The organism is Escherichia sp. S10b (assembly GCF_028421345.1).
In the GTDB taxonomy this organism is placed as follows: Bacteria; Pseudomonadota; Gammaproteobacteria; order Enterobacterales; family Enterobacteriaceae; genus ECMA0423.
The window spans coordinates 347542-373316 of sequence record NZ_JAHZSO010000169.1 but is presented as its reverse complement, the minus strand read 5'-3'; the positions used below and the strand labels follow the sequence as shown (position 1 = coordinate 373316).

General features: G+C 50.2%; 18 protein-coding genes. 12 read left to right on the top strand and 6 right to left on the bottom strand.

Going from position 1 to position 25775, the window contains the following annotated elements:
• The first annotated feature begins 116 nt into the window (after positions 1-116).
• From ftsK to dmsC, 7 genes are all read left to right on the top strand, one after another.
• The gene (gene ftsK, locus FTE26_RS19875; protein ID WP_000077086.1) at positions 117-4184 is read left to right on the top strand and encodes a DNA translocase FtsK; all 4068 of its coding nucleotides are present in this window, start codon (positions 117-119) and stop codon (positions 4182-4184) included.
• Positions 4185-4338: 154 nt separating this feature from the next.
• Positions 4339-4950 carry an outer membrane lipoprotein chaperone LolA gene (gene lolA / locus FTE26_RS19870; RefSeq protein WP_001295343.1) on the top strand — a complete coding sequence of 204 codons (612 nt, stop codon included), beginning with the start codon at positions 4339-4341 and terminating at the stop codon, positions 4948-4950.
• Positions 4951-4960: 10 nt separating this feature from the next.
• Positions 4961-6304: a replication-associated recombination protein RarA gene (gene rarA / locus FTE26_RS19865; RefSeq protein WP_000067767.1), complete on the top strand. Its 1344-nt coding sequence runs from the start codon at positions 4961-4963 to the stop codon at positions 6302-6304.
• A gap of 90 nt (positions 6305-6394) precedes the next feature.
• Complete coding sequence (gene serS / locus FTE26_RS19860) at positions 6395-7687, top strand: serine--tRNA ligase (RefSeq protein WP_000886683.1); 1293 nt, start codon at positions 6395-6397, stop codon at positions 7685-7687.
• Between the two features lie 238 nt (positions 7688-7925).
• Positions 7926-10370: a dimethylsulfoxide reductase subunit A gene (gene dmsA / locus FTE26_RS19855; RefSeq protein ID WP_000850306.1), complete on the top strand. Its 2445-nt coding sequence runs from the start codon at positions 7926-7928 to the stop codon at positions 10368-10370.
• Between the two features lie 10 nt (positions 10371-10380).
• Entirely contained in the window at positions 10381-10998 is a 618-nt protein-coding gene (gene dmsB, locus FTE26_RS19850) for a dimethylsulfoxide reductase iron-sulfur subunit DmsB (RefSeq protein ID WP_000213098.1), read from the top strand.
• Between the two features lies 1 nt (position 10999).
• Positions 11000-11863 carry a dimethyl sulfoxide reductase anchor subunit DmsC gene (dmsC, locus tag FTE26_RS19845; RefSeq protein WP_000534646.1) on the top strand — a complete coding sequence of 288 codons (864 nt, stop codon included), beginning with the start codon at positions 11000-11002 and terminating at the stop codon, positions 11861-11863.
• Between the two features lie 35 nt (positions 11864-11898).
• On the opposite strand, the gene ycaC is transcribed toward dmsC, so the two are convergent.
• Positions 11899-12525 carry an isochorismate family cysteine hydrolase YcaC gene (gene ycaC / locus FTE26_RS19840; protein WP_000165876.1) on the bottom strand — a complete coding sequence of 209 codons (627 nt, stop codon included), beginning with the start codon at positions 12523-12525 and terminating at the stop codon, positions 11899-11901.
• A gap of 314 nt (positions 12526-12839) precedes the next feature.
• Between ycaC and FTE26_RS19835 the strand changes: the two genes are divergently transcribed.
• Both FTE26_RS19835 and FTE26_RS19830 read left to right on the top strand, forming a co-directional pair.
• On the top strand, positions 12840-13988 hold the full coding sequence (locus tag FTE26_RS19835; RefSeq protein ID WP_000109295.1) for an MFS transporter: 1149 nt from the start codon (positions 12840-12842) through the stop codon (positions 13986-13988).
• Between the two features lie 209 nt (positions 13989-14197).
• The gene (locus FTE26_RS19830) at positions 14198-15628 is read left to right on the top strand and encodes an APC family permease (protein ID WP_000918506.1); all 1431 of its coding nucleotides are present in this window, start codon (positions 14198-14200) and stop codon (positions 15626-15628) included.
• Here the strand turns inward: FTE26_RS19830 and FTE26_RS19825 are convergent, their stop codons facing one another.
• Positions 15629-16537: a LysR family transcriptional regulator gene (locus FTE26_RS19825; RefSeq protein WP_001242680.1), complete on the bottom strand. Its 909-nt coding sequence runs from the start codon at positions 16535-16537 to the stop codon at positions 15629-15631.
• 99 nt (positions 16538-16636) lie between these two features.
• Here FTE26_RS19825 and FTE26_RS19820 point away from each other — a divergent pair, with 99 nt between their 5' ends.
• Complete coding sequence (locus FTE26_RS19820) at positions 16637-17227, top strand: NAD(P)H oxidoreductase (protein WP_001190375.1); 591 nt, start codon at positions 16637-16639, stop codon at positions 17225-17227.
• An 81-nt stretch (positions 17228-17308) separates the two neighbouring features.
• On the opposite strand, the gene pflA is transcribed toward FTE26_RS19820, so the two are convergent.
• The 4 genes from pflA to ycaO form a co-directional block, all read right to left on the bottom strand.
• Positions 17309-18049: a pyruvate formate lyase 1-activating protein gene (gene pflA / locus FTE26_RS19815; protein WP_000111043.1), complete on the bottom strand. Its 741-nt coding sequence runs from the start codon at positions 18047-18049 to the stop codon at positions 17309-17311.
• A gap of 191 nt (positions 18050-18240) precedes the next feature.
• Complete coding sequence (gene pflB, locus FTE26_RS19810; protein ID WP_001292822.1) at positions 18241-20523, bottom strand: formate C-acetyltransferase; 2283 nt, start codon at positions 20521-20523, stop codon at positions 18241-18243.
• A gap of 54 nt (positions 20524-20577) precedes the next feature.
• Complete coding sequence (gene focA, locus FTE26_RS19805; RefSeq protein ID WP_000642546.1) at positions 20578-21435, bottom strand: formate transporter FocA; 858 nt, start codon at positions 21433-21435, stop codon at positions 20578-20580.
• 405 nt (positions 21436-21840) lie between these two features.
• Positions 21841-23601: a 30S ribosomal protein S12 methylthiotransferase accessory factor YcaO gene (ycaO, locus tag FTE26_RS19800; RefSeq protein WP_001297197.1), complete on the bottom strand. Its 1761-nt coding sequence runs from the start codon at positions 23599-23601 to the stop codon at positions 21841-21843.
• A gap of 129 nt (positions 23602-23730) precedes the next feature.
• On the opposite strand from ycaO, the gene FTE26_RS19795 reads away from it, so the two are divergent.
• Both FTE26_RS19795 and serC read left to right on the top strand, forming a co-directional pair.
• Positions 23731-24423 carry a DUF421 domain-containing protein gene (locus FTE26_RS19795; protein WP_000642849.1) on the top strand — a complete coding sequence of 231 codons (693 nt, stop codon included), beginning with the start codon at positions 23731-23733 and terminating at the stop codon, positions 24421-24423.
• A gap of 198 nt (positions 24424-24621) precedes the next feature.
• Positions 24622-25710 (top strand): 3-phosphoserine/phosphohydroxythreonine transaminase, encoded by a 1089-nt coding sequence (gene serC, locus FTE26_RS19790; RefSeq protein WP_000057149.1) that lies wholly within the window; start codon positions 24622-24624, stop codon positions 25708-25710.
• The last annotated feature ends 65 nt before the right edge of the window (positions 25711-25775 follow it).

Here is a 25775-nt window from a genome sequence, read left to right as displayed (position 1 = left end):
TCGGCGTATTTTGATTACACTCCTGTTAATCCATACAGCAACAGTACTGGGGGAACCTGGTACTGTTGTCCGTTTTAGCATCGGGCAGGAAAAGCCTGTAACCTGGAGAGCCTTTCTTGAGCCAGGAATACACTGAAGACAAAGAAGTCACATTGACAAAGTTAAGTAGCGGCCGTCGCCTTCTGGAAGCGTTGCTGATCCTTATTGTCCTGTTTGCCGTCTGGTTGATGGCTGCCTTACTAAGCTTTAACCCTTCGGACCCCAGCTGGTCGCAAACGGCCTGGCATGAACCTATCCATAATTTAGGTGGGATGCCCGGTGCGTGGCTGGCAGATACGCTGTTCTTTATTTTTGGCGTGATGGCTTACACCATTCCCGTCATTATTGTCGGCGGTTGTTGGTTTGCCTGGCGTCATCAGTCCAGTGACGAATACATTGATTATTTTGCCGTTTCGCTACGCATCATTGGCGTTTTGGCGCTCATCCTTACCTCCTGTGGTCTGGCGGCAATCAACGCTGACGATATCTGGTATTTTGCCTCCGGTGGCGTCATTGGCAGCTTACTAAGCACTACGCTACAACCACTGCTACACAGTAGCGGGGGAACTATTGCGCTGCTCTGCGTTTGGGCTGCGGGCCTGACGCTGTTCACCGGTTGGTCATGGGTGACCATTGCTGAAAAACTCGGCGGCTGGATTTTAAACATTCTCACCTTCGCTAGTAATCGTACCCGTCGCGATGATACCTGGGTCGATGAAGATGAATATGAAGATGACGAAGAGTATGAAGATGAAAACCACGGCAAACAGCATGAATCACGCCGTGCCCGTATTCTTCGCGGCGCGCTAGCGCGTCGTAAACGGTTGGCGGAAAAATTCATTAATCCGATGGGGCGGCAAACAGACGCTGCGTTGTTCTCCGGTAAGCGGATGGATGATGAAGAAGAGATTATCTACACTGCACGCGGTGTGGCTGCCGACCCGGACGACGTCCTATTTTCGGGCAATCGTGCAACGCAGCCAGAATATGACGAATACGATCCATTATTAAACGGTGCGCCAATTACCGAACCTGTTGCTGTAGCAGCTGCTGCTACCACGGCGACACAAAGCTGGGCTGCGCCGGTTGAACCTGTGACTCAGATGCCGCCTGTTGCTTCTGTTGATGTTCCACCTTCGCAACCTACAGTAGCCTGGCAGCCTGTACCGGGTCCACAAACGGGAGAGCCGGTTATTGCTCCTGCACCGGAAGGTTACCCACAGCAGTCACAATATGCGCAGCCTGCAGTGCAATATAATGAGCCGCTGCAACAACCAGTACAGCCGCAGCAGCCGTATTATGCACCTGCAGCTGAACAACCTGCGCAACAACCTTACTACGCTCCTGCGGCGGAACAACCTGTTCAGCAACCGTATTACGCCCCTGCGCCAGAACAACCGGTGGCAGGTAACGCCTGGCAAGCCGAAGAGCAGCAATCCACTTTTGCTCCACAGTCTACATACCAGACTGAGCAAACTTATCAGCAACCAGCCGCTCAGGAGCCGTTGTACCAACAGCCACAATCCGTTGAACAGCAGCCTGTTGTGGAGCCTGAACCCGTTGTAGAAGAGACAAAACCCGCGCGTCCGCCGCTTTACTATTTTGAAGAAGTGGAAGAGAAGCGAGCCCGTGAACGTGAACAACTTGCGGCCTGGTATCAACCGATTCCAGAACCGGTTAAAGAACCAGAACCGATCAAATCTTCGTTGAAAGCGCCTTCTGTTGCAGCAGTACCTCCAGTAGAAGCCGCTGCCGCTGTTTCTCCGCTGGCATCTGGCGTGAAAAAAGCGACACTGGCGACGGGGGCTGCCGCAACCGTTGCCGCGCCAGTCTTCAGTCTGGCAAATAGCGGTGGACCGCGTCCGCAAGTCAAAGAGGGGATTGGCCCGCAGTTGCCACGACCGAAACGTATCCGCGTGCCAACTCGTCGTGAACTGGCGTCTTACGGTATTAAGCTGCCCTCACAGCGTGCGGCGGAAGAGAAAGCCCGTGAAGCCCAGCGCAATCAGTATGATTCTGGCGATCAGTATAACGATGATGAAATCGATGCGATGCAGCAGGATGAACTGGCACGTCAGTTCGCCCAGACACAGCAGCAACGCTATGGCGAACAGTATCAACATGATGTGCCCGTAAACGCAGAAGATGCAGATGCTGCGGCAGAGGCTGAACTGGCTCGTCAGTTTGCGCAAACTCAACAACAACGTTATTCCGGCGAACAACCGGCTGGGGCGAATCCGTTCTCGCTGGATGATTTTGAATTTTCGCCAATGAAAGCGTTGCTGGATGATGGTCCACACGAACCGTTGTTTACGCCAATTGTTGAACCTGTACAGCAGCCGCAACAGCCGGTTGCGCCACAGCAGCAATATCAGCAGCCGCAACAGCCGGTTGCGCCGCGGCCGCAGTATCAGCAGCCACAACAGCAGGTTGCGCCGCAGCCACAATATCAGCAGCCGCAACAACCGGTTGCGCCACAGCCGCAGTATCAGCAGCCGCAACAACCGGTTGCGCCGCAGCCGCAGTATCAGCAGCCGCAACAACCGGTTGCGCCGCAGCAGCAGTATCAGCAGCCACAACAGCCAGTTGCGCCACAACCGCAGGATACCCTGCTTCATCCGCTGTTGATGCGTAATGGCGACAGCCGTCCGTTGCATAAACCGACGACGCCGCTGCCTTCTCTGGATTTGCTGACACCGCCGCCGAGCGAAGTGGAGCCGGTAGATACCTTTGCGCTTGAACAAATGGCTCGCCTGGTGGAAGCGCGTCTGGCTGATTTCCGTATTAAAGCCGATGTCGTCAATTACTCTCCGGGGCCGGTTATCACTCGCTTTGAACTTAACCTGGCTCCTGGCGTAAAAGCGGCGCGCATTTCTAACTTGTCACGGGACCTTGCCCGTTCACTTTCGACGGTGGCGGTGCGTGTCGTTGAAGTTATTCCTGGCAAACCCTATGTAGGTCTGGAGTTACCAAATAAAAAACGACAAACCGTTTATCTGCGCGAAGTTTTGGATAACGCCAAATTCCGCGATAATCCGTCGCCATTAACCGTGGTGCTGGGTAAAGATATCGCCGGTGAGCCGGTGGTTGCCGATCTGGCGAAAATGCCGCACTTGTTGGTTGCGGGGACTACCGGTTCCGGTAAATCTGTCGGTGTGAACGCGATGATCCTGAGCATGCTTTATAAAGCACAGCCAGAAGATGTGCGTTTCATCATGATCGACCCGAAAATGCTGGAGCTTTCGGTTTATGAAGGCATTCCGCATCTGTTAACGGAAGTCGTTACTGATATGAAAGATGCCGCCAACGCGCTGCGCTGGTGTGTTAACGAGATGGAGCGTCGTTATAAACTGATGTCTGCGCTGGGTGTGCGTAATCTGGCGGGTTATAACGAAAAAATTGCTGAAGCCGATCGCATGATGCGTCCGATTCCAGACCCGTACTGGAAGCCGGGTGACAGTATGGATGCCCAGCATCCGGTGCTGAAAAAAGAACCATACATTGTGGTGTTGGTTGACGAATTTGCCGACCTGATGATGACGGTAGGTAAAAAAGTGGAAGAGCTGATAGCACGTCTGGCGCAAAAAGCCCGTGCCGCGGGTATCCATCTCGTACTGGCAACTCAGCGTCCATCGGTTGATGTTATTACTGGTCTGATTAAAGCGAATATTCCGACCCGTATCGCCTTTACCGTATCCAGTAAGATTGACTCACGTACCATTCTTGATCAGGCTGGCGCGGAATCACTGCTGGGGATGGGGGATATGCTCTACTCTGGGCCGAACTCCACGTTGCCGGTACGTGTCCATGGTGCTTTTGTTCGCGATCAGGAAGTTCATGCCGTGGTGCAGGACTGGAAAGCGCGTGGTCGCCCACAGTATGTTGATGGCATCACTTCCGACAGTGAAAGCGAAGGTGGCGCGGGCGGTTTCGATGGCGCTGAAGAACTGGATCCGTTGTTCGATCAGGCGGTGCAGTTTGTCACTGAAAAACGCAAAGCGTCAATTTCTGGCGTACAGCGTCAGTTCCGCATTGGTTATAACCGTGCAGCGCGTATTATCGAACAGATGGAAGCGCAGGGGATTGTCAGCGAACAGGGGCACAACGGTAATCGTGAAGTGCTGGCCCCACCGCCGTTTGACTAATTAATGCATTGCCGGATAAGGCGCGGTAGCGTCGCATCCGGCACTCTATCAACTGAAAATTCAGTATTTTCTTCTTTCCTCAAGCTGATTATTAGCCTGGAATAGAGAGTAGAGGGAACTCCCGATCGGGAGTGACGTAATTTGAGGAATAATGATGAAAAAAATTGCCATCACCTGTGCATTACTCTCAAGCTTAGTAGCAAGCAGCGTTTGGGCTGATGCCGCAAGCGATCTGAAAAGCCGCCTGGATAAAGTCAGCAGCTTCCACGCCAGCTTCACACAAAAAGTGACTGACGGTAGCGGCGCGGCGGTGCAGGAAGGTCAGGGCGATCTGTGGGTGAAACGTCCAAACTTATTCAACTGGCATATGACACAACCTGATGAAAGCATTCTGGTTTCTGACGGTAAAACACTGTGGTTCTATAACCCGTTCGTTGAGCAAGCTACGGCAACCTGGCTGAAAGATGCCACCGGTAATACGCCGTTTATGCTGATTGCCCGCAACCAGTCCAGCGACTGGCAGCAGTACAATATCAAACAGAATGGCGATGACTTTGTCCTGACGCCGAAAGCCAGCAATGGCAATCTGAAGCAGTTCACCATTAACGTGGGACGTGATGGCACAATCCATCAGTTTAGCGCGGTGGAGCAGGACGATCAGCGCAGCAGTTATCAACTGAAATCCCAGCAAAATGGGGCTGTGGATGCAGCGAAATTTACCTTCACCCCGCCGCAAGGCGTCACGGTAGATGATCAACGTAAGTAGAGGCACCTGAGTGAGCAATCTGTCGCTCGATTTTTCGGATAATACTTTTCAACCTCTGGCCGCGCGTATGCGGCCAGAAAATTTAGCACAGTATATCGGCCAGCAACATTTGCTGGCTGCGGGGAAGCCGTTGCCGCGCGCTATCGAAGCCGGGCATTTACATTCTATGATCCTCTGGGGGCCACCGGGTACCGGCAAAACAACCCTCGCTGAAGTGATTGCCCGCTATGCGAACGCTGATGTGGAACGTATTTCTGCCGTCACCTCTGGCGTGAAAGAAATTCGCGAGGCGATCGAGCGCGCCCGGCAAAACCGCAATGCAGGTCGCCGCACTATTCTTTTTGTTGACGAAGTTCACCGTTTCAACAAAAGCCAGCAGGATGCATTTCTGCCACATATTGAAGACGGCACCATCACTTTTATTGGCGCAACCACTGAAAACCCGTCGTTTGAGCTTAATTCGGCACTGCTTTCCCGTGCCCGTGTCTATCTGTTGAAATCCCTGAGTACAGAGGATATTGAGCAAGTACTAACTCAGGCGATGGAAGACAAAACGCGTGGCTATGGTGGTCAGGATATTGTTCTGCCAGATGAAACACGACGCGCCATTGCTGAACTGGTGAATGGCGACGCGCGCCGGGCGTTAAATACGCTGGAAATGATGGCGGATATGGCCGAAGTCAATGATAGCGGTAAGCGGGTCCTGAAGCCTGAATTATTGACCGAAATCGCCGGTGAGCGAAGCGCCCGCTTTGATAACAAAGGCGATCGCTTTTACGATCTGATTTCCGCACTGCATAAGTCGGTACGTGGTAGCGCACCCGATGCGGCGCTGTACTGGTATGCGCGAATTATTACCGCCGGTGGCGATCCGTTATATGTCGCGCGTCGCTGTCTGGCGATAGCGTCTGAAGATGTGGGTAATGCTGATCCACGAGCGATGCAGGTGGCAATTGCGGCCTGGGATTGCTTTACTCGCGTTGGCCCGGCGGAAGGTGAACGCGCCATTGCTCAGGCGATTGTTTACCTGGCCTGCGCGCCAAAAAGCAACGCTGTCTACACTGCGTTTAAAGCCGCGCTGGCGGATGCTCGCGAACGTCCGGATTATGACGTGCCGGTTCATTTGCGTAATGCGCCGACGAAATTAATGAAGGAAATGGGCTACGGGCAGGAATATCGTTACGCTCATGATGAAGCAAACGCTTATGCTGCCGGTGAGGTTTACTTCCCGCCGGAAATAGCACAAACACGCTATTATTTCCCGACAAACAGGGGCCTTGAAGGCAAGATTGGCGAAAAGCTCGCCTGGCTGGCTGAACAGGATCAAAATAGCCCCATAAAACGCTACCGTTAATGTTATCGTTGCGGTAATGTTGTTACTGTATCCCTGTGGTCGCAGGCTGTGGCCACATCTCCCATTTAATTCGATAAGCACAGGATAAGCATGCTCGATCCCAATCTGCTGCGTAATGAGCCAGACGCAGTCGCTGAAAAACTGGCACGCCGGGGCTTTAAGCTGGATGTAGATAAGCTGGGCGCTCTTGAAGAGCGTCGTAAAGTATTGCAGGTCAAAACGGAAAACCTGCAAGCGGAGCGTAACTCCCGATCGAAATCCATTGGCCAGGCGAAAGCGCGCGGGGAAGATATCGAGCCTTTACGTCTGGAAGTGAACAAACTGGGCGAAGAGCTGGATGCAGCAAAAGCCGAGCTGGATGCTTTACAGGCTGAAATTCGCGATATCGCGCTAACCATCCCTAACTTGCCTGCAGATGAAGTGCCGGTAGGTAAAGACGAAAATGACAACGTTGAAGTCAGCCGCTGGGGCACCCCGCGTGAGTTTGACTTTGAAGTTCGTGACCACGTGACGCTGGGTGAAATGCACTCTGGCCTCGACTTTGCAGCCGCAGTTAAGCTGACAGGTTCGCGCTTTGTGGTGATGAAAGGGCAGATTGCTCGCATGCACCGCGCACTGTCGCAGTTTATGCTGGATCTGCATACCGAACAGCATGGCTACAGTGAGAACTATGTTCCGTACCTGGTTAACCAGGACACGCTGTACGGTACGGGTCAGCTGCCGAAATTTGCTGGCGATCTGTTCCATACTCGTCCGCTGGAAGAAGAAGCAGACACCAGTAACTATGCGCTGATCCCAACGGCAGAAGTTCCGCTGACCAACCTGGTACGCGGTGAAATCATTGATGAAGATGATCTGCCAATTAAGATGACCGCCCACACCCCATGCTTCCGTTCTGAAGCCGGTTCATATGGTCGTGACACCCGTGGTCTGATCCGTATGCACCAGTTCGACAAAGTTGAAATGGTGCAGATCGTGCGCCCGGAAGACTCAATGGCGGCGCTGGAAGAGATGACTGGTCATGCAGAAAAAGTCCTGCAACTGCTGGGCCTACCGTACCGTAAAATCATCCTTTGTACCGGCGACATGGGCTTTGGCGCTTGCAAAACTTACGACCTGGAAGTATGGATCCCGGCACAGAACACCTACCGCGAGATCTCTTCCTGCTCCAACGTTTGGGATTTCCAGGCGCGTCGTATGCAGGCTCGTTGCCGCAGCAAGTCGGACAAGAAAACCCGTCTGGTTCATACCCTGAACGGTTCTGGACTGGCTGTTGGTCGTACGCTGGTTGCAGTAATGGAAAACTATCAGCAGGCTGATGGTCGTATTGAAGTACCAGAAGTTCTGCGTCCGTATATGAACGGACTGGAATATATTGGCTAATACCCAATTTTTCTGAATCTAAAAAGCGCCTGCGGGCGCTTTTTTTGTCTCCCTTTGATACCGAACAATAATTACTCCTCACTTACACGTAATACTACTTTCGAGTGAAAATCTACCTATCTCTTTGATTTTCAAATTATTCGATGTATACAAGCCTATATAGCGAGCTGCTATAGAAATAATTACACAATACGGTTTGTTACTGGAATCAATCGTGAGCAAGCTTGAGTGAGCCATTATGAAAACGAAAATCCCTGATGCGGTATTGGCTGCTGAGGTGAGTCGCCGTGGTTTGGTAAAAACGACAGCGATCGGCGGCCTGGCAATGGCCAGCAGCGCATTAACATTACCTTTTAGTCGGATTGCGCACGCTGTCGATAGCGCCATTCCAACAAAATCAGACGAAAAGGTTATCTGGAGCGCCTGTACAGTTAACTGTGGTAGTCGCTGCCCGCTACGTATGCACGTCGTGGACGGTGAAATCAAATATGTCGAAACGGACAATACCGGCGATGACAATTACGACGGCCTGCACCAGGTTCGCGCCTGCCTGCGTGGGCGTTCCATGCGTCGCCGTGTCTACAATCCGGACCGCCTGAAATATCCGATGAAACGAGTCGGGGCGCGCGGTGAAGGCAAATTCGAGCGCATTAGCTGGGAAGAAGCCTACGACATCATCGCGACCAATATGCAGCGCCTGATCAAAGAGTACGGCAACGAGTCTATCTATCTGAACTATGGCACCGGTACGCTGGGCGGCACCATGACCCGCTCCTGGCCGCCGGGAAATACCCTGGTCGCGCGGCTGATGAACTGCTGCGGCGGCTATCTGAACCATTACGGCGACTACTCCTCCGCGCAAATTGCGGAAGGTTTGAACTATACCTACGGCGGCTGGGCAGATGGTAACAGCCCGTCGGATATCGAAAACAGTAAGCTGGTAGTGCTGTTTGGTAATAACCCTGGCGAAACGCGAATGAGTGGCGGTGGGGTGACTTACTATCTTGAACAGGCACGCCAGAAATCTAATGCCCGCATGATCATCATTGATCCGCGCTATACCGACACCGGTGCCGGGCGCGAAGATGAGTGGATCCCTATTCGTCCGGGAACAGATGCCGCACTGGTTAACGGTCTGGCGTACGTCATGATCACTGAAAACCTGGTGGATCAGGCATTCCTCGATAAATATTGCGTTGGCTACGATGAGAAAACCCTGCCAGCCAGTGCGCCGAAAAATGGCCACTATAAAGCTTATATTCTGGGTGAAGGGCCAGATGGCGTGGCTAAAACACCGGAATGGGCCTCACAAATCACCGGTGTTCCGGCAGACAAAATCATCAAACTGGCTCGTGAAATCGGCAGTACCAAACCGGCGTTTATCAGCCAGGGATGGGGCCCGCAGCGTCACGCTAACGGTGAAATCGCAACCCGTGCTATCTCGATGCTGGCGATTCTGACCGGTAACGTTGGTATTAACGGAGGCAACAGCGGCGCGCGTGAAGGTTCATACAGCTTACCGTTTGTCCGTATGCCGACCTTGGAAAACCCGATCCAGACCAGCATTTCGATGTTTATGTGGACCGATGCCATTGAACGTGGCCCGGAAATGACGGCGCTGCGTGATGGTGTACGCGGGAAAGATAAGCTGGATGTGCCGATCAAAATGATCTGGAACTATGCCGGTAACTGCCTGATTAACCAGCATTCTGAAATCAACCGTACCCATGAAATCCTTCAGGATGATAAGAAGTGCGAGCTGATTGTGGTTATCGACTGCCACATGACCTCATCGGCGAAATATGCTGACATCCTGCTGCCTGACTGCACCGCTTCCGAACAGATGGACTTTGCACTGGATGCATCCTGCGGGAATATGTCTTACGTGATTTTCAACGATCAGGTGATTAAACCGCGCTTTGAATGTAAGACCATCTATGAAATGACCAGCGAACTGGCAAAACGTCTTGGCGTTGAGCAACAGTTTACTGAAGGCCGTACCCAGGAAGAGTGGATGCGGCATCTGTATGCCCAGTCGCGGGAAGCGATTCCTGAACTGCCAACGTTTGAAGAGTTCCGCAAGCAGGGGATCTTTAAAAAGCGCGACCCACAAGGGCATCACGTTGCTTATAAAGCCTTCCGTGAAGATCCGCAGGCAAACCCACTGACTACGCCATCGGGCAAAATTGAGATTTATTCGCAGGCGCTGGCTGACATTGCCGCTACCTGGGAATTGCCAGAAGGCGATGTGATCGATCCACTGCCGATCTACACGCCGGGCTTTGAAAGTTATCAGGATCCGCTGAACAAACAGTATCCGCTGCAGCTTACGGGTTTCCACTATAAATCTCGCGTTCACTCAACTTACGGCAACGTTGATGTGCTGAAAGCAGCTTGCCGTCAGGAAATGTGGATCAACCCGCTTGATGCGCAAAAACGCGGTATCAACAACGGCGATAAAGTCAGGATCTTTAACGATCGTGGTGAGGTTCATATTGAGGCGAAAGTGACGCCACGAATGATGCCGGGTGTGGTCGCACTGGGTGAAGGTGCCTGGTATGACCCGGATACAAAACGTGTCGATAAGGGCGGTTGTATCAACGTACTGACCACTCAACGTCCGTCTCCTCTCGCTAAGGGGAATCCGTCACATACAAACCTTGTTCAGGTTGAAAAGGTGTAAGGAGTAACCGATGACAACCCAGTATGGATTTTTTATTGATTCCAGCCGTTGCACCGGTTGCAAAACCTGCGAGCTGGCCTGTAAAGACTACAAAGATTTGACGCCAGAAGTCAGCTTCCGCCGCATTTATGAATATGCTGGCGGCGACTGGCAGGAAGATAACGGTGTCTGGCACCAGAACGTGTTTGCCTACTATCTGTCGATTTCATGTAACCACTGCGAAGATCCGGCTTGTACTAAAGTCTGCCCGAGCGGTGCGATGCATAAACGCGAAGATGGTTTTGTTGTGGTCGATGAAGATGTATGCATTGGCTGCCGCTACTGTCATATGGCTTGCCCGTATGGCGCACCGCAATATAACGAAACGAAAGGCCATATGACCAAATGCGATGGTTGTTATGACCGTGTTGCGGAGGGTAAAAAGCCGATCTGTGTTGAATCTTGCCCGCTGCGGGCGCTGGATTTCGGTCCTATCGACGAGCTGCGTAAAAAACATGGCGATCTGGCGGCCGTTGCGCCGTTGCCGCGAGCTCACTTTACCAAACCGAATATTGTGATCAAACCCAATGCCAACAGCCGCCCGACCGGGGATACCACTGGCTACCTGGCAAACCCGAAGGAGGTGTGAGATGGGAAGTGGATGGCATGAATGGCCGCTGATGATCTTCACGGTCTTCGGGCAATGTGTAGCGGGTGGTTTTATCGTTCTGGCTTTGGCGCTGCTCAAAGGCGACCTGCGAGCAGAAGCCCAGCAGCGTGTTATCGCCTGCATGTTTGGCTTATGGGTGCTGATGGGCATTGGCTTTATCGCCTCTATGCTCCATCTTGGTTCACCGATGCGCGCCTTTAACTCGCTCAACCGGGTAGGGGCTTCAGCACTCAGTAACGAAATCGCCAGCGGTTCGATCTTTTTTGCTGTAGGCGGCATCGGCTGGTTGCTGGCAATGCTGAAAAAGCTGTCACCGGCATTGCGTACGCTATGGCTGGTGGTGACGATGGTTCTTGGCGTCGTCTTTGTCTGGATGATGGTGCGTGTGTATAACAGCATTGATACCGTTCCGACCTGGTACAGCATCTTGACGCCGATGGGCTTCTTCCTGACGATGTTCATGGGCGGCCCGTTACTGGGTTACCTGTTGCTGAGTCTGGCTGGCGTCGATGGCTGGGCGATGCGTCTGCTGCCAGCCATTTCTGTACTGGCACTGGTGGTGAGTGGTGTGATGTCAGTGATGCAGGGCACAGAGCTGGCAACTATTCATAGTTCTGTGCAGCAGGCCGCAGCGCTGGTGCCGGACTATGGTGCGCTGATGTCCTGGCGGATCGTGCTTTTGGCCGTTGCCCTGTGCTTGTGGATTGCACCACAGCTAAAAGGTTATCAGCCTGCGGTTCCGCTACTATCCGTCTCATTCATTCTGCTTCTGGCAGGGGAATTAATCGGTCGCGGCGTATTCTATGGTTTGCATATGACCGTGGGGATGGCCGTCGCAAGCTAATCAGTAACAACCGGGGTTTCGGCCCCGGTTCTCTTTTATTTCTGCTTCGTTAACGTGTCATAACTGGTCATCAAATTACGATAATCAGGAATATGGTTAGAGAACAACGTCGCCAGTCCTTCAATATCATTACGCCAGTCACGGTGCAGCTCGCACGCCACGCCGAACCATGTCATCAATTGCGCACCTGCTTGCGACATGCGATCCCATGCCGAATGCCGGGTAATTTCATTAAAGGTCCCTGACGCGTCAGTCACGACAAAGACGTCAAACCCTTCTTCAATGGCTGAAAGCGCCGGGAATGCCACGCAAACTTCGGTTACCACACCGGCAATAATTAACTGTTTTTTACCTGTCGCTTTGACTGCTTTTACAAAATCTTCGTTATCCCAGGCGTTAATATTTCCCGGGCGAGCAATGTAAGGTGCATCGGGGAATTGTGCTTTCAGTTCTGGAACTAATGGACCGTTAGGACCGGTTTCAAAACTGGTGGTAAGAATAGTTGGTAAGTTGAAATACTTAGCCAGGTCACCCAGCGCCAGCACGTTATTTTTAAACTTATCGGGTTCGATATCCCGTACAAGGGAAAGTAAACCAGCCTGGTGATCAACAAGCAAAACGGCAGCATCATTTTTATCAAGACGAACATACGGTTTGGTCATCCTCTTCTCCTTTCGAGAGTCAGTGGTACGTCTGAAATCGGTCAGACGCGATGCATTGCTCTGAAAGCATAGACGGGAAATATGAGTTTGCTGTGACCATGAAATTTTTCGACTGAACGAAGCGTATGAAATTTGTGTTAGATCAATAAAAACAATCAGATGAGATTAATCGTCTCTTCAGCATTAGCGTTATGAATGAGTAATATAAATCGATAATACCGCCGCTGCGATATGCGCGTATTTTCACCCATTGACAATGTTTTTGGCGGTGGCATGATGCGCATGAAATTTGAACTTCCTCACGGTTTTAATTCATGTCCACGTATACCCGGCCTGTCATGCTTTTGCTGTCTGGCCTGCTTTTGTTGACTCTGGCGATCGCGGTGTTAAATACACTCGTGCCGCTTTGGCTCGCCCAGGAACACATGTCCACATGGCAGGTAGGCGTTGTCAGCTCATCCTATTTTACCGGCAACCTTGTCGGTACATTGCTGACAGGGTATGTCATTAAGCGCATTGGCTTTAACCGCAGCTATTATCTGGCCTCCTTCATTTTTGCCGCTGGCTGTGCCGGCCTTGGCCTGATGATTGGATTCTGGAGCTGGTTGGCTTGGCGTTTTGTCGCGGGCGTCGGCTGTGCCATGATTTGGGTGGTTGTTGAGAGCGCGCTGATGTGCAGTGGGACGTCACGTAACCGTGGGCGTTTGCTTGCTGCGTATATGATGGTTTATTACGTGGGAACGTTTTTAGGCCAGTTACTGGTCAGCAAAGTTTCAACCGAGCTGATGTCCGTATTGCCGTGGGTTACAGGTTTGACGTTGGCAGGGATCTTACCGCTGTTGTTTACGCGTGTGCTGAATCAGCAGGCTGAAAACCATGATTCGACGTCAATTACGTCAATGCTAAAACTCCGTCAGGCGCGGCTTGGCGTGAATGGCTGCATTATCTCAGGAATCGTTCTGGGATCTCTATATGGCCTGATGCCGCTGTACCTCAATCACAAAGGGGTGAGCAATGCCAGCATTGGTTTCTGGATGGCGGTACTGGTCAGTGCGGGTATCCTTGGACAATGGCCGATTGGACGTCTGGCGGATAAGTTTGGTCGACTGCTGGTGTTGCGTGTTCAGGTCTTTGTCGTCATTCTCGGCAGTATCGCGATGCTTAGCCAGGCGGCGATGGCCCCAGCGTTATTCATCCTCGGTGCCGCTGGCTTTACGCTATATCCGGTGGCGATGGCATGGGCTTGCGAGAAAGTTGAACATCATCAACTGGTGGCGATGAACCAGGCCTTACTGTTGAGTTATACTGTGGGAAGTCTGCTTGGCCCGTCATTTACCGCTATGCTAATGCAGAATTTCTCCGATAATTTATTGTTTATCATGATCGCCAGCGTATCGTTTATCTATTTGCTGATGCTGCTGCGCAACGCCGGTCATACGCCGAAACCCGTTGCTCACGTGTAAATGAATTCAAGCAGAGTGTGAACTTACTGTTTCACACTCTGCTTTTTTGTTTCTTCTATCTGACTTGCTTTATTCCAAATTTTATTCGTTTAAAAATAAAATGTGCAGCAGGTTATAATTTTGCATTTCGCTATTTCCGCACTTCTTATTTGCCGCGCATAATCCCTCGTTTTACAGATGCCCCTTTAATTTTGGCGAAGGATTTGTCTATGGCTGGGAATGTTCAGGAAAAACAGTTGCGATGGTACAACATTGCGCTGATGTCTTTTATCACTGTCTGGGGTTTTGGCAACGTTGTTAATAACTATGCCAACCAGGGGCTGGTGGTTGTTTTTTCATGGGTGTTTATCTTTGCACTCTATTTCACACCTTATGCGCTAATTGTTGGTCAGTTAGGCTCGACCTTCAAAGATGGGAAGGGCGGGGTCAGTACCTGGATTAAACACACGATGGGACCCGGACTGGCTTATCTCGCCGCGTGGACCTACTGGGTGGTGCATATTCCCTATCTGGCACAAAAACCCCAGGCAATTCTGATTGCGCTCGGTTGGGCGATGAAAGGCGACGGTTCGCTAATCAAAGAATATTCAGTCGTAGCGTTACAGGGGTTAACGCTGGTGCTGTTTATCTTCTTTATGTGGGTTGCTTCACGCGGTATGAAATCGCTGAAAATCGTCGGTTCTGTGGCAGGGATTGCGATGTTTGTTATGTCGCTCCTGTATGTGGCGATGGCGGTAACCGCGCCTGCGATTACTGAAGTGCATATTGCGACCACAAACATTACCTGGGAAACGTTCATTCCTCATATCGACTTTACCTACATTACCACTATTTCAATGCTGGTTTTCGCGGTTGGCGGAGCAGAGAAGATTTCTCCTTACGTTAATCAAACGCGCAACCCAGGAAAAGAATTTCCAAAAGGGATGCTATGCCTGGCGGTGATGGTTGCGGTTTGTGCCATTCTGGGCTCACTGGCGATGGGGATGATGTTTGACTCGCGTAATATCCCGGATGACTTAATGACTAACGGTCAATATTACGCCTTTCAGAAGCTGGGCGAGTATTACAACATGGGTAATACTTTAATGGTGATTTACGCCATTGCGAATACCCTGGGACAAGTAGCTGCGCTGGTATTCTCGATTGATGCCCCGCTTAAAGTGCTATTAGGTGATGCTGACAGCAAATATATTCCAGCCAGTTTATGTCGTACCAACGCTTCTGGTACGCCCGTTAATGGCTATTTTCTGACCCTGGTGCTGGTGGCAATTCTGATTATGCTGCCGACTCTCGGCATCGGTGATATGAACAATCTCTATAAATGGCTGTTGAATCTTAACTCGGTAGTGATGCCGCTGCGTTATTTATGGGTATTTGTTGCATTTATTGCAGTCGTTCGCCTGGCGCAGAAATATAAACCAGAATATGTCTTTATTCGTAATAAGCCTCTGGCAATGACCGTCGGGATTTGGTGTTTTGCCTTTACCGCCTTTGCCTGTTTGACGGGGATCTTCCCGAAAATGGAAGCCTTCACTGCAGAGTGGACCTTCCAGTTGGCGCTGAATGTTGCAACGCCGTTTGTGCTGGTAGGATTAGGACTGATTTTCCCGCTGCTGGCGCGTAAAGCGAATAGTAAATAATTATTGTGGTCGGTGACGCTGACTCTGGCAGATCTGACCCGTTTTTACATAATCGAGAAATGCGCGCAAGCCGCAGGACATATACTGGCGGTTTGGATAATAGATCTGGAAGCCTGGACGCTCTGTGCTCCAGTCTTCCAGTACACATTCTAAACGACCAGTATCAAGGTACTCCTTGATCTGTTCATAGAGCAGATACCCGATACCAGCACCCATCAAAACGGCCTCCAGTTCAGCATCAACATCATCCAGAATGATATTTCCTGCGACAGCAATTTCCAGCTCCTTTGCAAATTGCCAGTGGAAAGGTTTGCCGCTGGGATAACGAAAAACAACACATTGATAATTAAGCAGATCATGAGGATGGCGGGGTTTGCCATATCTTGCAAAGTACTCTGGCGTTGCTGCTACACATAATTTCACTGGTGGGCCGATCGCCACGCTGATCATATCTTTTTCGACGATGCCACTAAGTCGAACGCCAGCGTCAAAGCCCTGTTGGACGATATCGACAAGAGAATCGTCAGTTGTGAGCTCGACTTTAATATCAGGATATTCACGTGTGAAACCAACCAGTAAAGGCATTAAAAATATACGTGCAGCTACCCGGGCGGCATTGATTTTGAGCGTTCCTGTCGGTGTCAGACGAAAATCATTCATCTCATCTAACATGATCTGAATTTCGTCGAAAGCTGGGCGCAATCGTTCATAGAGATTAGAACCCGCTTCCGTTAACGATACGCTTCGGGTTGTCCGATTGAATAAGCGAATTTTAAGACGTTGTTCCAGTGTTTTAATACTATGGCTAATGGCGGACGAGGATAAGCCTAATTCATCGCCCGCTGCACGAAAGCTTTGATTACGGGCCACGGCAAAGAAAGTGGCAAAGTCAGACATATTCATCCGCATTAGTGAAAATCCTTCATTAACTCATCCTGAATCATCACGTTTACAGGATTATGCCGCCTGCGTAAAGTGCGCTCCAGAACTTAACGTGGAGGTAAAATTATGCAGTCTGAACGTATTTATTTGGTATGGGCCCATCCTCGTCATGATTCATTGACCGCACATATTGCTGATGCGATCCATCAGCGGGCAATGGAGCGGAAAATACAGGTGACGGAACTCGATTTATATCGGCGTAATTTCAACCCGGTGATGACGTCGGAAGATGAACCAGACTGGAAGAATATGGATAAACGTTATTCTCCAGAGGTTCATCAGCTTTATTCAGAGCTGCTTGAGCATGACACGTTAGTGGTGGTTTTTCCTCTCTGGTGGTACAGCTTCCCGGCAATGCTAAAAGGATATATTGACAGAGTATGGAATAATGGGCTGGCTTATGGAGATGGGCACAAATTACCATTCAATAAAGTTCGTTGGGTGGCGCTGGTTGGAGGAGACAAAGAATCATTTGTCCAGATGGGCTGGGAAAAAAATATAAGCGATTATTTAAAAAATATGTGCAGTTATCTTGGTATTGAAGATGCCGATGTCACTTTCTTGTGTAATACAGTGGTATTCGATGGGGAAGAACTTCACGCGAGCTATTATCAGTCGTTATTATCTCAGGTACGGGATATGGTAGATGCACTATAAGATGTGTTAAAAACGCTGTAGCAGAATGAAGCGCGGAATAAAAAAGCGGCAACTCAATAAAGTTGCCGCTTTACGGGGAAATTAGAACATTACCTTATGACCGTACTGCTCAAGAATGCCTTTCACGCGTTCCATGGTCTCTTTCTTCGGTGGTTTAACACCGTCGAGTTTGTACTCTTCACCCATTGCCACCCATTTGTGTTTGCCCAGCTCGTGGTAGGGGAGAAGCTCGATTTTCTCAACGTTGCCCATATCACGGGTAAATTCACCGAGGCGATGCGCTGAATCGTCATCGTCAGACCAGCCTGGGACAACAACGTAGCGGATCCACACCTTCACATTTTTGTTCGCCAGATATTTGGCGAACTCCAGCGTGCGGTGATTGGAAACTCCAACCAGATTTTGGTGGATCTCGTCGTTCATCTGTTTGAGATCGAGCATTACCAGGTCGGTTACTTCCAGCAGTTCATCAATCACCGGATCGTAACGACGAACAAAACCGTTGGTGTCCAGACAGGTATGAATGCCTTCTTTTTTGCAGGCGCGGAACCAGTCACGAACAAACTCAGCTTGTAGGATTGCCTCACCGCCGGATGCGGTAACGCCGCCGCCGGAAGCGTTCATAAAGTGGCGATAGGTCACCACCTCTTTCATTAAATCTTCAACGGTAACTTCTTTACCGCCATGCGTATCCCAGGTGTCGCGGTTATGACAATACAGGCAGCGCATCAGGCAGCCCTGGAAAAAGGTGATAAAGCGAATACCTGGGCCGTCTACGGTTCCACAGGATTCAAAGGAGTGAATGCGACCAATAACTGACATTGCGGTGTTTCTCCAGATGTGGCCCATCTGAGGCCGTGTTGGTGCGCAGCTCGAAGGCTACGTCGAGTCTGTTTTGGCAGTCACCTTAAAGTATAGATAGCTGACAAAAAAGGCTCTCGTGCTAAAAAAGGCCCCACTTTCGTGGAGCCTTTATTGTACGCTTTTTACTGTACGATTTCAGTCAAATCTAATTACATAGATTGAGTGAAGGTACGAGTAATAACGTCCTGCTGCTGTTCTTTAGTCAGCGAGTTGAAACGTACTGCGTAGCCAGATACACGGATGGTCAGCTGCGGATATTTTTCCGGGTTTTCCATCGCGTCGAGCAGCATTTCACGGTTCATCACGTTAACGTTCAGGTGCTGACCACCTTCGATGGATGCTTCGTGGTGGAAGTAACCATCCATCAGACCAGCCAGGTTGGTCTTACGAACTTCGTCGTCTTTACCCAGTGCGTTCGGAACGATAGAGAAGGTGTAGGAGATACCATCTTTAGCGTAAGCAAACGGCAGTTTAGCAACGGAAGTCAGAGACGCTACAGCACCTTTCTGGTCACGACCGTGCATCGGGTTAGCACCCGGTCCGAACGGCGCGCCAGCACGACGACCGTCTGGGGTGTTACCAGTTTTCTTACCATACACAACGTTAGAAGTGATGGTCAGAACAGACTGAGTCGGGATAGCGTCACGGTAGGTGTGCAGTTTCTGAATTTTCTTCATGAAACGTTCTACCAGGTCAACAGCCAGGTCATCTACACGCGGATCATTGTTACCAAACTGCGGGTATTCGCCTTCGATTTCGAAGTCGATAGCCAGACCGTCTTCGTCACGAATCGGTTTAACTTTCGCATATTTGATTGCAGACAGGGAGTCAGCAGCAACGGACAGACCAGCGATACCACACGCCATAGTGCGGATAACGTCACGGTCGTGCAGCGCCATCAGAGAGGCTTCGTAGCTGTACTTGTCGTGCATGTAGTGGATGATGTTCAGTGCAGTGATGTACTGTTTAGCCAGCCAGTCCATGAAGTGATCCATGCGCTCCATCACTTCATCATAGTTCAGGACATCGCCTTTGATCGGTTCAGACTTCGGACCAACCTGCATTTTCAGTTTTTCGTCAACGCCGCCGTTGATTGCGTACAGCATGGTTTTCGCCAGGTTTGCACGCGCACCGAAGAACTGCATTTGTTTACCAACGATCATCGGGCTTACGCAGCAAGCAATAGCGTAGTCATCGTTGTTGAAGTCCGGACGCATCAGGTCATCGTTCTCATACTGCAGAGAAGAGGTGTCGATGGACACTTTAGCGGCGAATTTCTTGAAGTTCAGCGGCAGTTTTTCAGACCACAGAATGGTCATGTTCGGTTCCGGAGACGGACCCATGGTGTACAGGGTGTTCAGGAAACGGAAGCTGTTTTTGGTAACCAGGGTACGACCGTCGAGGCCCATACCACCGATAGATTCGGTTGCCCAGATCGGGTCGCCAGAGAACAGTTCATCGTACTCCGGAGTACGCAGGAAGCGAACCATACGCAGTTTCATGACCAGGTGGTCAACCATTTCCTGCGCTTCTTGTTCGGTGATCTTGCCAGCTTTCAGGTCACGTTCGATGTACACATCCAGGAAGGTGGAGGTACGACCGAAGGACATTGCAGCACCGTTCTGAGACTTAACAGCAGCCAGGTAGCCGAAGTAAGTCCACTGGATAGCTTCCTGAGCGTTGGTAGCCGGACCAGAGATGTCGTAGCCGTATTTCGCAGCCATTTCTTTCATCTGACCCAGAGCGCGGTGCTGTTCAGCGATTTCTTCGCGCAGACGGATAGTCTGTTCCAGGTTTACGCCGTTTTCCAGATCAGCCTGCAGAGAAGTGAACTGTGCCAGTTTGTCTTTCATCAGGTAGTCGATACCGTACAGCGCAACGCGACGGTAGTCACCGATGATACGGCCACGGCCATATGCATCTGGCAGACCGGTCAGAACACCAGATTTACGGCAACGCAGGATGTCCGGAGTGTAAACGTCGAACACGCCCTGGTTGTGAGTTTTACGGTATTCAGTGAAGATTTTTTTGATCATCGGATCCAGTTCGCGGTTGTACGCTTTGCAGGAACCTTCGATCATTTTGATACCACCGAACGGGATAAGAGCACGTTTCAGCGGAGCTTCAGTCTGCAGACCAACGATTTTCTCAAGCTGCTTGTTGATGTAGCCTGCGTCGTGAGAGGTGATGGTGGAAGCAACAGCGGTGTCAAAGTCAACTGGCGCGTGAGTGCGGTTTTCCAGTTTAACGCCTTCCATTACTTTGTCCCACAGGGTGGTGGTCGCTTCAGTAGCGCCAGCCAGGAAGGACTCATCACCCTCGTACGGAGTGTAGTTTTTCTGAATGAAGTCACGGACGTTTACTTCATTCTGCCAGTCACCTTTGGTAAAACCTTCCCAGGCTGTGGCTAACTTTTCATTAAGCTCGGACATGTAACACCTACCTTCTTAAGTGGATTTTTTATTTACTGCGTACTTCGACAACCATTAATGGTGGTCGTTTTCACGCAGGTAAATGACCCAGTATGTCAACCCAACCAACAAACCACCACCGATAATGTTGCCGATCGTAACCGGAATCAGGTTATCAGTGATGAAATTCATCACGGTCAGGTGAGAAAAATTTTCCGGTGCAGAACCGACAGCGGTCCAGAATTCCGGAGATGCGAAGTCGCGGATTACAATACCCATCGGGATCATAAACATGTTTGCGATACTGTGCTCAAAACCGCTGGCAACAAACATCGCGACCGGCAGCACCATAATGAACGCTTTGTCCATCAGGCTACGGCCAGAATAACTCATCCATACTGCCAGACATACCATCAGGTTTGCCAGGATACCAAGGCAGACGGCCTCAATAAAAGTATGGTGCACTTTGTGGTCGGCGGTTTGTAGGACGTTTAGTCCCCATTGACCATTTGCGGTCATATACTCGCCGGAAAGCCACATTAAAAGTACAAACAGCAGTGCGCCGACCAGGTTGCCAAAATAGACATTTAGCCAGTTTTTCGCCAACTGACCCCAGGTGATGCGCCCACTCGCCTTAGCAACAACAATCAACACTGTGGAAGTAAAGAGATCGGCTCCGCAGACAACACAAAGAATCAGCCCCAGAGAGAAGCAAATACCGCCAACCAGTTTTGCCATGCCGAAGGGCATTGTGCCTGTGCCAGTGGTTGCTGTGATATAGAAGACGAATGCGATTGAGATGAAAACACCGGCGGTAATCGCCAGATAGAAAGTCTTAAGCGGATGTTTCGTTGCTTTATAGACACCCGCCTCTTCGGCCACTTTGGCCATTGCAGCAGGAAGTAAAAGATCAAAAGGGTTGTCAGCTTTCACACTAACTCTCTCTTTATTAAGTCGGCGACGAGATACTAACAAAGCATTATAGATGAGAAATTGATATAGATCATATCTCGCCTGGCTTATAGGCCCGTAACTCGCATGGTTTTTATGCAAATACGGAGTAAATATTTGATTATCCAAATAAAAATAAATTTTAAAAATTAACAAATGAGTTGAATTTTTTCCGCATCCTCCGCTAAAACAGTTAATTAAAAGGGAGCATCAGGCGAATAAAGTAACAATATCGATCGTATTTATTAAATACAAATTACCGATATTTAACCTTATAATTACAATTATTTTATTAATGCAAATATATGTAAAGCGGGGCATTAAAAAAACGCCCCGTAATATAACTCAGACTAATCATTAAGCCTACATTGCGTAGGCTATTTGATTTTATTTTGCCCAGAATGCTGCTTTGGCGCGCTGCAGCTTTTCGTAGGCCTTCAACAACGACTGATGTGCAGCAAACGCGTGCAGATCGCTATCTACCGGTTGCAGGCCGTAAAACGCCGCTTCGCCGCTCATTGCCGCACTGGCGGCTTCTACGGCATCTGCGCCGTACATGCGAACAAACGCATTCAGATATTGCAGCGGCTGGCGATCTTCTTCCTGTGCCAGTAATAACAACGTTTGCAGGCAGCGATAATAGTTGGCGCGTTCCGGACTAAATACTGATGAGTTAAACTCCATCGTCCATTCGGTCCAGACCAGAGCCTGTTCCAGATCGCCACCAGCCAGCGCCAGCATGGCTTTTAATTCACCGATACGCAGGGTGTACCAACCGTTATCCGACCCGGTCGCCAGACCCAACAGCTCACGCACGCGGGTAAAGTCATCAAAACCTTCTTCATCCAGTTGCTCGATGAGGTTCAGGTAATCTTCTTTTTCCCACTCGCTGCCTGGTAGCGAAAGAATCGTTTCACGTAAATGGCTGCCCATACTGTTATTCGCGAGCCACAGATCTTCAGCCGGATAAATATCGGACATGCCAGGCACGATAATGCGGCAAGCGTAGACACCCAGATGCTCGTAATCGGCAATATAAACTTCTTTATCTTCCTTTTTGAAGATAGCCATCAGCGTGGCGAACTCTTCTTCCGTGGTGCCGGAGAAATTCCAGTCCACAAACGGATAATCGGCATCCTGCTTGAACAGGTCCCAGGAGATTAAACCGCTGGAATCGATAAAGTGCGTTTCGAGGTTGGTATGTTCAGCGACTTCTTCATCATCGAAGGTTGGCGGAGTAAACACATCCAAATCTTTCAGGCCACGACCTTGCAGCAGCTCGGTCACGGTACGTTCCAGTGCTACGCCAAAATCAGGATGCGCACCGAAAGAGGCAAAGCAGGTACCGTTAGCAGGATTGAACAGTACCACGCAAATCACCGGATACTGGCCGCCAAGCGAACCGTCATAAGCGAAGATTGGGAAACCCTCCGCTTCCAGCGTTTCGATGGCTTCAACTACTGCTGGGTAACGCGCCAGCACGTCTGCCGGGATCTCTGGCAGGCTGATGCTTTCAGCAATAATGCGGTTTTTCACGTAGCGTTCGAAAACTTCAGACAATCCCTGAACGCGTGCTTCGTTGCGGGTATTACCTGCGGACATACCGTTGGAGACGTACAGGTTACCAATGATATTCATCGGAATATAAACGGTCTGATTGTCGGACTGACGCGTAAACGGCAGGCCGCAAATACCACGATCTTCGTTACCGGATTGTAGGTCAATCAGCATGCTGCCGGTCAGTTCATTCTCCGGATCATAAAACGCGCGCAGACGGTCATCGAGTAGTCCTTCTGGCACATCGTCATTTTCGGTCAGTGGGAACCATTTTTCGTTGGGATAATGCACGAACGGACCGTTGGCGATGGTTTCGCCCAGCCAGAAATCAGCAAAAAAGTAGTTGGTTGAGAGACGCTCGAAATATTCACCAAGTGCAGAAGCCAGCGCCGCTTTTTTGGTTGCGCCTTTACCGTTGGTAAAACACAGTGCGCACTCTTTGTCGCGAATATGTACAGACCAGACGTTAGGCACAGGATTCAGCCAGGAGGCCTCTTCAATCTGAAAGCCGAGGTCTGAAAGTTTTTGCTGGAAGCGAGCGATGGAATCTTCCAGAGCGGCATCTTTGCCGGGGATAAATGTTTGCGTCATGAAAATCACTTTAGTCGTACGGAAAGCGCGCAATAATACGGGTTTTATCTCAAAGGCGCTATCACCGCCGCCATGCCGATGAACTGTTGACTATGCTTTTAGCGGATAAACCACGATAAGAGCATAAAAATGAAGGCGTTCGATCTCCACCGTATGGCATTTGATAAAGTGCCTTTTGATTTCCTTGGCGAAGTTGCACTACGTAGTCTTTATACCTTTGTACTGGTTTTTTTGTTCCTCAAAATGACCGGAAGACGCGGTGTGCGACAGATGTCGCTGTTTGAAGTGTTAATCATTCTCACGCTGGGTTCAGCGGCGGGAGATGTGGCGTTTTATGATGATGTGCCGATGGTGCCGGTACTTATCGTCTTTATCACTCTGGCGTTGTTATACCGCCTGGTAATGTGGTTGATGGCGCACAGTGAAAAACTGGAAGATTTACTGGAAGGTAAGCCGGTTGTTATTATTGAAGATGGCGAGCTGGCCTGGTCGAAACTCAATAACTCCAACATGACGGAATTTGAGTTCTTTATGGAGCTACGATTGCGTGGCGTGGAGCAGCTGGGGCAGGTACGTCTGGCGATTCTCGAAACCAACGGGCAAATCAGTGTCTATTTCTTTGAAGATGACAAGGTGAAACCGGGTTTACTTATTTTACCCAGTGATTGTACGCAGCGTTACAAAGTGGTGCCGGAGTCGGCGGACTATGCCTGTATTCGTTGTAGTGAAATCATTCATATGAAAGCGGGGGAAAAACAATTATGTCCGCGCTGTGCAAATCCAGAATGGACGAAGGCAAGTCGGGCAAAACGGGTGACCTGACAGTAAAAACATCGGCTTTTTGCTAATAATCCGAGAGATTCTTTTGTGTGATGCAAGCCACATTTTTGCCCTCAACGGTTTTACTCATTGCGATGTGTGTCACTGAATGATAAAACCGATAGCCACAGGAATAATGTATTACCTGTGGTCGCAATCGATTGACCGCGGGTTAATAGCAACGCAACGTGGTGAGGGGAAATGGCTCAAATCTTCAATTTTAGTTCTGGTCCGGCAATGCTACCGGCAGAGGTGCTTAAACAGGCTCAACAGGAACTGCGCGACTGGAACGGTCTTGGTACGTCGGTGATGGAAGTGAGTCACCGTGGCAAAGAGTTCATTCAGGTTGCAGAGGAAGCCGAGAAGGATTTTCGCGATCTTCTTAATGTCCCCTCCAACTACAAGGTATTATTCTGCCATGGCGGTGGTCGCGGTCAGTTTGCTGCGGTACCGCTGAATATTCTCGGTGATAAAACCACCGCAGATTATGTTGATGCCGGTTACTGGGCGGCAAGTGCCATTAAAGAAGCGAAAAAATACTGCACGCCTAATGTCTTTGACGCCAAAGTGACTGTTGATGGTCTGCGCGCGGTTAAGCCAATGCGTGAATGGCAACTCTCTGATAATGCTGCTTATATGCATTACTGCCCGAATGAAACCATCGACGGTATCGCCATCGACGAAACGCCAGACTTCGGCAAAGATGTGGTGGTCGCCGCCGACTTCTCTTCAACCATTCTTTCCCGTCCGATTGACGTCAGCCGTTATGGCGTGATTTACGCTGGCGCGCAGAAAAATATCGGCCCGGCTGGCCTGACAATCGTCATCGTTCGTGAAGATTTGCTGGGCAAAGCGAATATCGCGTGTCCGTCGATTCTGGATTATTCCATCCTCAACGATAACGGCTCCATGTTTAACACGCCGCCGACATTTGCCTGGTATCTATCTGGTCTGGTCTTTAAATGGCTGAAAGCGAACGGCGGTGTAGCTGAAATGGATAAAATCAATCAGCAAAAAGCAGAACTGCTATATGGGGTGATTGATAACAGCGATTTCTACCGCAATGACGTGGCGAAAGCTAACCGTTCGCGGATGAACGTGCCGTTCCAGTTGGCGGACAGTGCGCTTGACAAATTGTTCCTTGAAGAGTCTTTTGCTGCTGGCCTTCATGCACTGAAAGGTCACCGTGTGGTCGGCGGAATGCGCGCTTCTATTTATAACGCCATGCCGCTGGAAGGCGTTAAAGCGCTGACAGACTTCATGGTTGAGTTCGAACGCCGTCACGGTTAATGCCGAAATTTTGCTTAATCCCCACAGCCAGCCTGTGGGGTTTTTATTTCTGTTGTAGAGAGTTG

Excerpts from the sequence above, each read along its gene's own strand:
- FTE26_RS19795 (WP_000642849.1), top strand. The coding sequence starts at position 23,731 with ATGAAGGCGTTCGATCTCCACCGTATGGCATTTGATAAAGTGCCTTTT.
- ycaO (WP_001297197.1), bottom strand. The coding sequence starts at position 23,601 with ATGACGCAAACATTTATCCCCGGCAAAGATGCCGCTCTGGAAGATTCC.
- lolA (WP_001295343.1), top strand. The coding sequence starts at position 4,339 with ATGAAAAAAATTGCCATCACCTGTGCATTACTCTCAAGCTTAGTAGCA.
- serS (WP_000886683.1), top strand. The coding sequence starts at position 6,395 with ATGCTCGATCCCAATCTGCTGCGTAATGAGCCAGACGCAGTCGCTGAA.
- FTE26_RS19830 (WP_000918506.1), top strand. The coding sequence starts at position 14,198 with ATGGCTGGGAATGTTCAGGAAAAACAGTTGCGATGGTACAACATTGCG.
- pflB (WP_001292822.1), bottom strand. The coding sequence starts at position 20,523 with ATGTCCGAGCTTAATGAAAAGTTAGCCACAGCCTGGGAAGGTTTTACC.
- FTE26_RS19825 (WP_001242680.1), bottom strand. The coding sequence starts at position 16,537 with ATGCGGATGAATATGTCTGACTTTGCCACTTTCTTTGCCGTGGCCCGT.
- dmsB (WP_000213098.1), top strand. The coding sequence starts at position 10,381 with ATGACAACCCAGTATGGATTTTTTATTGATTCCAGCCGTTGCACCGGT.
- ycaC (WP_000165876.1), bottom strand. The coding sequence starts at position 12,525 with ATGACCAAACCGTATGTTCGTCTTGATAAAAATGATGCTGCCGTTTTG.
- dmsA (WP_000850306.1), top strand. The coding sequence starts at position 7,926 with ATGAAAACGAAAATCCCTGATGCGGTATTGGCTGCTGAGGTGAGTCGC.
- pflA (WP_000111043.1), bottom strand. The coding sequence starts at position 18,049 with ATGTCAGTTATTGGTCGCATTCACTCCTTTGAATCCTGTGGAACCGTA.
- serC (WP_000057149.1), top strand. The coding sequence starts at position 24,622 with ATGGCTCAAATCTTCAATTTTAGTTCTGGTCCGGCAATGCTACCGGCA.
- FTE26_RS19835 (WP_000109295.1), top strand. The coding sequence starts at position 12,840 with ATGTCCACGTATACCCGGCCTGTCATGCTTTTGCTGTCTGGCCTGCTT.
- FTE26_RS19820 (WP_001190375.1), top strand. The coding sequence starts at position 16,637 with ATGCAGTCTGAACGTATTTATTTGGTATGGGCCCATCCTCGTCATGAT.
- dmsC (WP_000534646.1), top strand. The coding sequence starts at position 11,000 with ATGGGAAGTGGATGGCATGAATGGCCGCTGATGATCTTCACGGTCTTC.